The following is a 9862-nucleotide window of genomic DNA, read 5'->3' on the forward strand; positions in this document are numbered from 1 at the left end:
CCCGGCAGGCGGTGCTCCGGCGGGCAGCGCCCCGGCAGGCGGTACCCCGGCGGGCAGCGCTCCGCCAGGCGGCGTCGGGGGCGCGGCCCAGCCCGGCGCGGCGAGCGCCTGCCGGGCGGCGGCGATCAGCTGCCCGGCCGTGGCGAACCGCTCCGCCGGGTCCTTCGCCATGCCACGCAACAGCACGTCGTCCAGCGCGGGCGGCAGGTTCGCGAGCGCGGACGCACGCGGCGGTGGGTCCTGCAGGTGGGCGCGCACCTGGGCGAGCGGCTCGGCCGCGGGGAACGGCCGCCGCCCGGTGAGGCACTCGAACAACACGCACGCCAGGGCGTACACGTCGACCCGGCCGTCGACGGGCGCGTCCCCGAACCGTTCCGGCGCCATGTAGTCGAGCGTGCCGATCACGGCGCCGGACTGCGTGATCGCGGTGGCGTCCGGCCCCGCGCTCCGGGCGATCCCGAAGTCCACCAGGTACACGAAATCGGCCGGCGTCACCAGGATGTTGGACGGCTTGACGTCGCGGTGCACGAGCCCGTCGGCGTGCGCCGCGTCGAGCGCGCCGGCCACCTGGGCGAGCAGCGCCAGCGCGCGGGCCGGCGGCATCGGGCCCGCGGCCAGCAGGTCCTTGAGGTCGGTGCCCTCCACCAGCCGCATGTCGAGGTAGAGGCGGCCGTCGATCTCGCCGAACGCGTGGATCGGGATGACGTGCGGCTCGCGCAGCCGCGCCACGATCTGCGACTCGCGGCGGAACCGCGCGCGGTAGGCCTCGTCGGCGACGAACGGTTCGCTGAGCCGTTTCAGCGCGACGACGCGGTCGTGGGCCGTGTCGTAGGCACGGTGCACCTCGCCCATCCCGCCCCGGCCGAGCAGTTCCTCGATGCGGTACGGGCCGAACGTCTCGGCGGACATGGCGCTCCCGGGCAAGATCGGCGGACCAGCCGATCGTAGCCACGGCGGGGCGCGGGCGGGCGCGTTGCCGGGAAGCACCCGCCCGCGCCGGGAGTCAGAACTTTTCGACCGCCACGGCGTTGTAGGTGGTCTCCGGCGTCGGCGGGGTGGTGAAGCGGGCGTTGACGAGGTAGAAGCGCTTGCCCCACTCGGCGACGGTGGCCGGGACGTCGAAGCGCGGGTCGCTCCGCTGTTCGACGAGGCGGGCGCTGGTGCCGTCGGCGGACAGCTCCAGCTTGGCCAGCAGGTTCAGGCGGTTCTGCACCGCGTACAGGGTGCGGCCCTCGCGCAGCAGGCCGTCGTTGTTCGGCAGGGCGGCCACGTCGACCTGGGTGGTGACACCGGTGGCCGGGTCGATGCGGAACAGCAGGCCCGTGTTGGACTGCCCGGCGATCAGGGCCTTGCGGTCGGGGGTGGTGACGATGCCGTTGAGGTTGGTCTCGCCCGCCACGACCGCGAGGTCCCCGGTGAGCGGCACGTGGACCGCTTCGGCGGGCAGTTCGCCGTTCCGGCCGAGCGACAGCTTGTAGAGCACCGCGCGGCGGGAGTCGGTGAACCACACGGCGTCCTTGGTGATCACCAGGTCGTTGACGAACGTGTCGGTGGTCTGGAACCGGTAGCTCGCGAGGACCGCGCCGGTGCGGGCGTCGATCACGCGGGCGTCGCCGCCCGTGCCGCCCGCGACGAAGAGCCGGGCGTGCCGCGAGTCGACCTTGATGCCCAGCGAGGGCGTGCCCGGCCCCGGCGACAGGAGGCTTCCCCGGCCGGTGCGGAGGTCGACCTGCTGGATGCGGCCGTCCACGCGGGAGCCAAAGTAGGCGGTCGGCCAGGCGCCGATCGCGATGCCTTCCGGCTGGAACCCGGCGGGCAGGGCCAGTTCGGCGGGGAACGCCCCGGGCCGGGCCGTCGCCGGCGCCACCGACAGGGCGCCGATCACCAGCAGGGACAGGACCAGTGTGCAGACGCGTCTCATCCGCGGACCTCCTCCGTGGTGCTGTGCCGTCTCCGGCCCAGTTTGTCCGGTACCCCCGGGGCCGACAACCTTAAGTATTGACTTATATAAGCCGCGACTGACAGACTGGGCGCGTGCACGCGTTCGATGTGCTGGGCGACCCGGTTCGCCGGCGGATCCTGGAGCTCCTGGCCGACGGGGAACAGCCGTCGGGGGCGATCGCCGCAGTCATCCGGGAGGAGTTCGGCATCTCCCAGCCGGGCGTCTCCCAGCACCTGCGTGTGCTGCGGGAAAGCGGTTTCACGACTGTGCGCGTGGCCGGGACGCGCCGGCTGTACGCGGTGAACTCCGAGCCGCTGCGGGAGGCCGGGGAGTGGCTGGAGCGGTTCCGCCACATCTGGGACCAGCCCCTCGACGCGCTCGCCACCGAACTGGCCCGCGGCAAGCGGGAACGACGACTCAGGCAGGAGAAGGACCATGCTCGACATCGCGAACCACCTGAAGGCGATCCACCGTGAGGTCCGCCGCGGCACGACGACCGGGGGCGAGACGGTCACCGTCCTGGTGCGGCGCCGCTACGACGCCACCGTCGAGGACGTGTGGGACGCGGTGACCGACCCGGCGCGGGTGCGCCGCTGGTTCATGCCGCTGACCGGCGACCTGCGTGAGGGCGGCTCGTTCCAGCTGGAGGGCAACGCCGGCGGCGACATCCTGACGTGCGACGCGCCCCGGCTGCTGAAGGTGACCTTCGGCGGGCCGACCAGCGTGGTGGAGGTGCGCCTGACCGGCGACGGCGAGAGCACCGAGCTCGAGCTGGAGCACACGGTGCCGATCGAGATCGCCCAGAGCGGCGCGGGAGCGCTGTTCGTGGGCCCCGGCTGGGACGGCGCGCTGATGGCACTGGCGCTGTACTTCGCCGGGGAGGCGCCCGAGGACCCCGTGGCGGCCGCGAGTTCCCGCGAGGCGCAGGAGTTCTGCGCCGGTTCGGTGGCCGAGTGGAGCACGGTGGTGGAGGACTCCGGCACGGCCACCGCGGAGGAGATCGCGGGCGCCGCGCAGATCTCGATGGCCCAGTTCGCACCCGACCTGACCGGCGAAGCCCAGTAGCGGCACCGGAAGCCAGGCACCAGGACCCCTCCCCCATCGGCGGCGCGGCTCGTCGGGAGCTGATCGGGCCGACGGCGGGCACCACCCCTGACGGCCGCCGGCCGCCGGAGTCAGCTCCGGTGTGGCCCCCATCGGCGGCGCGGCTCGCCGGGAGCCAATCGGGCAAAGGCCCTGCCTCGCCGACGAATTGACCTCCGGCGTGATGCGGCATCACCCCATCGCCGCGCCGCCCGCCGAGAGCCGAGCGCGGGGGCCCGGCACCGACACCGGTGCCGGGCCCGCCGCCTCACCACCGCGTTCCGGCCTGCTCCCTGATCGTCACGTTGATCCGGTTGAACAGGTTGGTCAGCGCGATCGCCAGGATCAGCCCGGACAGCTCCCGCTCGTCGAAGTGGTCGGCGGCGTCGTCCCAGACGGGGTCCGGCACGCCGTCGCCGGTGCGGTCCGCCAGGCGCGTCGCGGTTTCGGCCAGCGCCAGGGCGGCCCGCTCGGCGTCGCTGTAGAACGGGGCCTCCCGCCAGGCCGCGACGTTGTGGATGCGCTCCTCGCTCTCCCCCGCCTTCCGCGCCTCCTCGACGTGCCCGTGCACGCACGCCGCGCAGCCGTTGATCTGGCTGACCCGCAGCCCGGCGAACTCCCGCACCCCCGCGGGCAGCCCGCTCGCCTCGATGGCCTTCATCAGCCCGCCGATACCCTTCATCGCCTCCGGCAGCACGTACGCCGGGTTCTTCATCCGTGTGGTCATGATTCCCTGACGGATCGGCGCCGGTCAGTGTGACCGCCCCAGCAGCTCGTCCAGCCGCCGCACGGCGAAATCCACCAGCGGCCGCGCCGGGAGGAGACGGCACCGCGCCCGGCCCACCTCCGCCTCCCGCACCCCGTGCACGCGCTCGAACTCGCGCCCCACCACCGGGAACAGCGTGCCGTTGTCGTTGGCCACGTCCAGCGTTTCGCACCAGATCCGCTCGCCGTCCACCAGCCGCGGGAACCGGCGCACCTTCAGCCGCCGGTGCCGCGCCAGGGTCTCCGCGTGGTGCAGGAAGCTGTTGCGGTCGTGCCCCACCCCGATCAGCAGGATCGACGCGTCCAGGTCGTACAGCGTCGAAAACGGCGAGCCCGCGCCGAGGGCGAAACCCAGCGGCTGCGCGGCGACGACCTCCCGGGCGTGCGCGCCGATCGCCGCCACCGAGGCCTGCGGATGCCGGCTGCGCACCGCGCCGGGCCACTGCCGCACCGCCTCCGCGACCGCCCCCATCTCCGACGGCGTCCCGGCGTCGAACAACGGCACCGCGTCACGCCGGGCGCGGATCGCGGTGTCCGGCGCCCCGCGGTGGTCCGGGTCGGGGTCGGCGATCCGTGGCGTGAAAGCCGGAGCGGCCACCGTTCCCGCCTGCCCGGCCGCCGCCACCAGGCTCGCGACCACGGCACGGGCGCCGCCGGGGACCGGCCCCAGGCTGGACAGCGACGCGTGCACGATCACCGTCGCCCCCTCATCCAGCCCGAGCGAGCGCCAGCCCGCCACCAGATCGAGCCCCATGCCGCCACCCTTCTCGCCGCGTCAAACCTTCCCCGGGGATCATTCACCCGAAGTCGTGGAAACCCGCCGGAATCCGGCGACCGGACCGGTTCAGCACCGCTAGGGTGCGGCCGTGGCACCGCTTCGCTCCACTTCCTCCGGTCTTCAGCGCCAGGCCTGCTGGACCACCCTCGCCGCGCTCGCCCTCGTGGCCGGGTGGGCCGTTCTGGAAGCCGCGCCGGCCGAAACCGCCGCCGCGCCCGCGCCCCGCCCGGTTCCGCCGCCGATGCCGCTGTCCAGCGCCGCCGCGCCAGCCCCGCGCACCGAACTCTGCCCGGACACCGCGCGCGCCTGCGTCGACGAGGAACGGCGCGTGAGCTGGCTCCAGCACGACGGCGAGATCACGCACGGCCCCGTCCCGATCATGCCCGGCGCCGCCGACGCCCCGGACTCCGTCGCCACCCCGCGCGGCGTCTTCCGCGTCGAGTGGAAGGACGCCGAGCACACCAGCGCCGAGTTCGGCGACCCGATGAACCACTCGGTGTTCTTCGCCCCCGGCGGGATCGCCCTGCACGAGGGCAGCCTCGACGCACCCTCGCACGGGTGCGTCCACCTGTCGGCCAGGGACGCCGCCCTCTTCTACGACGCCCTGCCGGTGGGCGCCGAGATCGCCGTGTTCTGAAACGACCGGATCGATTTCCCGGTGCCGCCGTGTCACCATGAAGGCGATGCAGTCCCCCGGCAGCCCTCAGCCCGGCCCCGGCGCTCCCTTCGCCGTCACGGTTCAGGAGCGGGAGGCCGCCCTCGTCGTGCAGACCTCCGGCGAGCTCGACGCCTCCACCGTGCCGCGGCTGCGCGCGATCATGCGCGGCGTGCTGACCGGCGCGCCCGCGGTGCTGGTCGTCGACCTGTCCGGCGTGACGTTCCTCGGCTCGGCCGGGATGCACCTGCTGCTGGAGATCCAGGACCTCGCCGGGAACGCCGACGTGCGCTTCGTCGCGCAGGGGCGCGGCACCGTCAAACCGTTGCGCCTCACGAGGCTCGCCGACGTGCTCGACGTCTACCCCACCCTCGCGCAGGCGCTGCGCCCGGCGTGAGGCGTCACAGCCAGTCGCGCCGCTTGAACATCGCGTACAGCGCGCCGGACAGCGCCAGGATCACCGCGGTGGAGAGCCAGAACCCCCACGGCCGCTCGAATCCCGGGTAGGGCACGTTCTGCCCGTAGAAGCCGGTGATCGCCGTCGGCACCGCGATGATCGCCGCCCAGCTGGTCACCTTCTTCATGATCAGGTTGAGCCGGTTGCCCTGCAGGCTCAGCTGCGTCTCGCGGATCGTGGTGACGAGGTCCCGCAACGACTCCGTCCACTCCGACGCGCGCAGCACGTGGTCGTAGACGTCCTGGAAGTAGGGCATCAGCGTCTCGTCGACGAGGTGGTGGTCGCGGCGCATCAGCGAGTTCACCACCTCGCGCATCGGCAGCACGACCCGGCGCAGCGACACCAGGCTCTTGCGCAGCCGCAGCGACCGGCGCTGCATGTCGGTGTGGTCGACGTGCTCGGCGAACACCCCGTCCTCGAGCGACTCGATCTGGTCGTCCATCGCCTGCACCGCGTCGAAGTGGGTGTCCACGATGTAGTCGAGCAGGCCGTGCACGAGGAAACCGGTCCCGCCCTTGGCGAGGTCGGCGGAGGCGTCCCAGCGCTGCACGACCGCCTCGATGTCGAAGTGCTCGTCCTTGCGGACCGTCACCAGCGCGCGGTCGGTGAGGAACGCCGCCAGCTCGCTGTCGGTCAGCACGCCGGTCGCGGTGTCCAGCCGCACGGCGTAGGCGGTGAGGAACGCGTGAGTCTCGTACCGGTCGAGCTTGGGCCGCTGGTGCTCGTGCACGGCGTCCTCGACGGCGAGGCGGTGCAGGCCGAGCTCCTCGCTGATCGTGGCGAGGTCGGCTTCGGTGGGCTTGACGAAGTCGAGCCACACCACCGCCGCCGCGTCCTGGAGGTGGTCGGACAGTTCGGCCGCCGGGAAGTTCTCGGCATCGAGAACTCCGTGGCGGTACACGCGGGTGCGAGCCATGCCCCAACGCTAGGCTGTGCGGCGGACGTCCGCGCAGCAACGGATCTGGGGGCTTTCCCGGTGGAACCACTTCGCATCGGCATTCTGGGCGCGGCCCGCATCGCCGGGACCGCCATCGCCGCGCCTGCCCGCGAGACCGGGCACCGGCTGGTCGCCGTCGCCGCGCGGGACCGCGGCCGCGCCGAGGCGTTCGCCGCCGAGCACGGGGTGGAACGGGTCGCCGCCGGCTACGCCGAGCTGCTCGCCGACGACGAGATCGACGTGGTGTACAACCCGCTGCCGAACGGGCTGCACGGGCCGTGGAACCTCGCGGCGGTGCGCGCCGGGAAGCACGTGCTGAGCGAGAAACCGTTCGCCGCCAACGCCGAGGAGGCCCGCGAGGTGGCCGCCGCGGCGGAGGCGGCCGGGGTGCGGGTCATGGAGGCCTTCCACTACCTCTACCACCCGGTCCTGCTGCGGCTGCACGAACTCCTGGCCTCCGGCGAACTGGGCGAACTCCGCGCCGCCGAGGCCGAACTGCTCATCCCCGCGCCCGCCGACAGCGATCCCCGGTGGTCGTTCGAGCTGGCGGGCGGGGCGCTGATGGACGTGGGCTGCTACGGCTTGCACGCGCTGCGCGGTCTCGCGCCGTGGGCGGGCGGCGAACCGGTGCTGGAGTCGGCGACCGGGACGGCGCGGCGGCCCGCGGTGGACCAGGCGGTGGACGCGCGGCTGGCGTTCCCCGGCGGCGCGACCGGCATCGTGCGGTGCGACATGGCCGCCGCGGAGGTCCGCTTCCGCCTGCGGCTGACCGGCACGCGTGGCGAGGCGACCGCGGTGAACTTCGTGCGCCCGGACACCGACGACCGGGTCCTGGTCGGCGACCGGGCCGAGCACCTGGGCCGCCGCCCGTCGTACTCCTACCAGCTGGAGGCCTTCGCGGCGCACGTCCGCGACGGCGCGCCGCTGCGCAACGACCTCGCCGACGCGGTCGCGACGATGACGTTGATCGACGAGTGCTACCGCGCGGCCGGGTTCGGTGTGCGTCCCCGCTCACGTGCGGAACCGGTGGCGGGCGCTTGACCGGTAACGTCGGGTCGTGAGTTCTGTTCTGGACAACCCGGCCTTCGCGTCGCTGACCGGTCCGCACGCCCGGTTCGCCGAGTCGCACGGGACCGCGGTGCGGTACGACCCGGAGGTCTCGCCGTGGGCGGGCATGCCGGACGACGCGGACGAAACGGCCTGGAAGGACCTGGCCGAGCTGGCCGGGCCGGGCGGGGTGCTGGCGCTGCCGGGGCCGCCGCTGCCGCCGCCGGCGGGCTGGGCCGTGGAGTTCGGTGTGCCGGGCGTGCAGATGGTCGCCGAAACGGCCGGCACCGCACCGGATCCGGAGGCGGTGCGGCTGACCGCGGCCGACGTGCCCGAGATGCTCGCGCTGGCCGAGCGGACCCGGCCGGGGCCGTTCCTGCCGCGCACCGTCGAACTGGGCACCTACCTCGGGTTCCGCCACGAAGGGCGGCTGATCGCGATGGCCGGTGAGCGCATGCACCCGCCCGGGTACACCGAGATCAGCGCGGTCTGCACGGACGCGGAGTTCCGCGGGCAGGGGCTGGGCACCCGGCTGGTGCTCGCGGTGGCGCACGGGATCCGCGAGCGCGGGGAGACGCCGTTCCTGCACGCCGCGGCGGACAACACCAGCGCCATCCGGCTCTACACCGCGCTGGGCTTCCGGCTCCGCCGCGAGATCGACTTCGTCGGGGTGCGGGTGCCGGCCTGACCTCAGGCGGGCGCCGGCCACGCCATGCGCGACCAGGGCAGCGCCAGGCCCGCCCGGGTCGACGGCTCGACAGGCGCGAGGGAGGTCACCGGGACCGCTTCGGCGTGGCGGGCGAACACCGTGTCCACGTACCGGTGCCCGGTGTCCGCGGCAATGAACAGCACCGTGCGGTCGGACCGGTCCCGTTCCCAGCGCGCGGCGAGGTAGGCGGCTCCGGTGGAGAGACCGGCGAAGATCGCGTGACTGCGCAGCAGGTCGACGCTCCCGGACAGCGCCGCGGCGAAGCCGACCCAGTGGATCGTGTCGTACAGCTCGTGCGCCACGTTGCCGAACGGGATGGAGCTGCCGATCCCGGCGATGATGATGTCCGGATCGGCGACGTGCTCGCTGCCGAAGGTGACGCTCCCGAACGGCTGCACGCCGACGAGCCCGACGCCGGGCGCGGTGGACCGCAGCCACGTCGCGAGCGCCCCGGTGGAGGCGCCCGATCCGACGCCGCCCACCACGATCAGCTGGGACGGGTCCAGCTCCCGCGTGATCTGCCGGGCCACCGCCCGGTACCCGAGGTAGTGGACGCGGTCGTGGTACTGCCGCATCCAGTGCCAGTCCGGGTGGGCGCGCAGGATTTCCCCGATCCGCCGCACCCGCCGGTTCTGGTCGAGCTTGAGGTCGGCCTCCGGCGGCATCTGCTCGAGCGTCGCGCCCAGCACCGCCAGCTGCGTGCGCAGCGTGTGGTCCACTGTGGTCGATCCGACGATGTGGCAGCGCAGCCCGAACCGGTGGCAGGCCAGGGCGAGCGCGTAGGCGTAGATCCCGCTGGAGCTGTCCACCAGGGTGTCGCCGGGGGCGATCACGCCGGTGCGCAGCAGGTGCCGCACGGCCTCCAGCGCGGAGACCACCTTCATCGTCTCAAACCGCAGGCAGACCAGCCGCTCGCCGGTCCGGACCAGGTCCGGCCGTGCGATCGCCTCCGCGATGTGGTCGTGCATCCTTCCCTTCCGTGGTGAACAGGCGGGTCGCGGGCAGCCCGGCGGCCCGCAGCGCGCGCACGCACCGGCGCAGGCGGCCGGGGTCACCGCCGGGGTCGAACAGCAGGCCGGCCACGTTGCCGCTGTGCGCGACCTGCACCCCGGCCGCGCCGGTGGCGGCCGCGATCCGTTCCAGTTCGGGCAGTTCATCCTTGACGAGCACGCGCTGGTTGAGCCGCGCGCTCGCGGTGCTCACCCGGCCCAGCAGGCCGGGGTCACCCGTGGTCACCGCGACCCGCAACATCCGCCGCAGCCGCTCGAAGGCGGTCACGTCGGCGACGGCGCCCAGCGCGAGCGTGTCGACCGGCGCCCCGCCGCCGGTCACGCACCCGACCACGACGACGGGCGGGAGCCGCGGGCCGAGCCGTTCCAGCACCCGGCCTTCCCGCTGCGCGAACAGCACCGCGCCGCCGCCGAGCATGAGGGGGTCGCAGGCGCGCTCGGCCCGCACCGCGATCCGCGCGACGGCCTCCGGCGTGAGC

Annotated in this window: 12 protein-coding genes and 1 pseudogene; 6 read left to right on the plus strand and 7 right to left on the minus strand. The window is 73.7% G+C overall.

What is annotated here, in order from left to right:
- Together AMY39116_RS0341240 and AMY39116_RS0341245 are read right to left on the minus strand one after the other, a co-directional pair.
- Window positions 1–909 (minus strand): serine/threonine-protein kinase (locus AMY39116_RS0341240; protein WP_020423442.1); only part of this gene is annotated, 909 nt, incomplete at its 3' end.
- Window positions 910–1003: 94 nt separating this feature from the next.
- Window positions 1004–1921, minus strand: coding sequence for a hypothetical protein (locus AMY39116_RS0341245; RefSeq protein WP_020423443.1), 918 nt, complete (start codon window positions 1919–1921; stop codon window positions 1004–1006).
- 113 nt (window positions 1922–2034) lie between these two features.
- On the opposite strand from AMY39116_RS0341245, the gene AMY39116_RS45870 reads away from it, so the two are divergent.
- Together AMY39116_RS45870 and AMY39116_RS0341255 are read left to right on the plus strand one after the other, a co-directional pair.
- Window positions 2035–2418 carry a helix-turn-helix transcriptional regulator gene (locus tag AMY39116_RS45870; protein ID WP_084506236.1) on the plus strand — a complete coding sequence of 128 codons (384 nt, stop codon included), beginning with the start codon at window positions 2035–2037 and terminating at the stop codon, window positions 2416–2418.
- Window positions 2378–3007 (plus strand): SRPBCC family protein, encoded by a 630-nt coding sequence (locus AMY39116_RS0341255; protein ID WP_020423445.1) that lies wholly within the window; start codon window positions 2378–2380, stop codon window positions 3005–3007. The genes AMY39116_RS45870 and AMY39116_RS0341255 overlap by 41 nt, the downstream gene beginning before the upstream one ends.
- Before the next feature lie 286 nt (window positions 3008–3293).
- Here AMY39116_RS0341255 and AMY39116_RS0341260 read toward each other — a convergent pair whose 3' ends face one another.
- A complete protein-coding gene (locus AMY39116_RS0341260) occupies window positions 3294–3752 on the minus strand; it encodes a carboxymuconolactone decarboxylase family protein (protein ID WP_027936691.1) in 459 nt (152 codons plus the stop codon).
- A 24-nt stretch (window positions 3753–3776) separates the two neighbouring features.
- Window positions 3777–4544 carry an aminoglycoside N(3)-acetyltransferase gene (locus AMY39116_RS0341265; RefSeq protein WP_020423447.1) on the minus strand — a complete coding sequence of 256 codons (768 nt, stop codon included), beginning with the start codon at window positions 4542–4544 and terminating at the stop codon, window positions 3777–3779.
- Window positions 4545–4656: 112 nt separating this feature from the next.
- On the opposite strand from AMY39116_RS0341265, the gene AMY39116_RS0341270 reads away from it, so the two are divergent.
- Window positions 4657–5205, plus strand: a complete 549-nt coding sequence (locus AMY39116_RS0341270) for a L,D-transpeptidase (protein ID WP_157358877.1) — start codon at window positions 4657–4659, stop codon at window positions 5203–5205.
- A 46-nt stretch (window positions 5206–5251) separates the two neighbouring features.
- A complete protein-coding gene (locus tag AMY39116_RS0341275) occupies window positions 5252–5620 on the plus strand; it encodes an STAS domain-containing protein (RefSeq protein ID WP_235716330.1) in 369 nt (122 codons plus the stop codon).
- Between the two features lie 4 nt (window positions 5621–5624).
- On the opposite strand, the gene corA is transcribed toward AMY39116_RS0341275, so the two are convergent.
- On the minus strand, window positions 5625–6596 hold the full coding sequence (corA, locus tag AMY39116_RS0341280; RefSeq protein ID WP_020423450.1) for a magnesium/cobalt transporter CorA: 972 nt from the start codon (window positions 6594–6596) through the stop codon (window positions 5625–5627).
- A 60-nt stretch (window positions 6597–6656) separates the two neighbouring features.
- On the opposite strand from corA, the gene AMY39116_RS0341285 reads away from it, so the two are divergent.
- Window positions 6657–7658: a Gfo/Idh/MocA family protein gene (locus AMY39116_RS0341285; RefSeq protein WP_020423451.1), complete on the plus strand. Its 1002-nt coding sequence runs from the start codon at window positions 6657–6659 to the stop codon at window positions 7656–7658.
- 16 nt (window positions 7659–7674) lie between these two features.
- Window positions 7675–8352, plus strand: a complete 678-nt coding sequence (locus tag AMY39116_RS0341290; RefSeq protein ID WP_020423452.1) for a GNAT family N-acetyltransferase — start codon at window positions 7675–7677, stop codon at window positions 8350–8352.
- A gap of 2 nt (window positions 8353–8354) precedes the next feature.
- Here AMY39116_RS0341290 and AMY39116_RS0341295 read toward each other — a convergent pair whose 3' ends face one another.
- Both AMY39116_RS0341295 and AMY39116_RS46705 read right to left on the minus strand, forming a co-directional pair.
- A complete protein-coding gene (locus AMY39116_RS0341295; protein WP_020423453.1) occupies window positions 8355–9341 on the minus strand; it encodes a pyridoxal-phosphate dependent enzyme in 987 nt (328 codons plus the stop codon).
- Window positions 9262–9862 (minus strand): annotated as a pseudogene (locus tag AMY39116_RS46705) (GHMP kinase); the annotation flags it as partial. The pseudogene AMY39116_RS46705 and the gene AMY39116_RS0341295, both read right to left, overlap by 80 nt.

The sequence above is a fragment of the Amycolatopsis sp. ATCC 39116 genome, assembly GCF_000231075.2.
Lineage (GTDB): Bacteria > Actinomycetota > Actinomycetes > Mycobacteriales > Pseudonocardiaceae > Amycolatopsis_E > Amycolatopsis_E tucumanensis.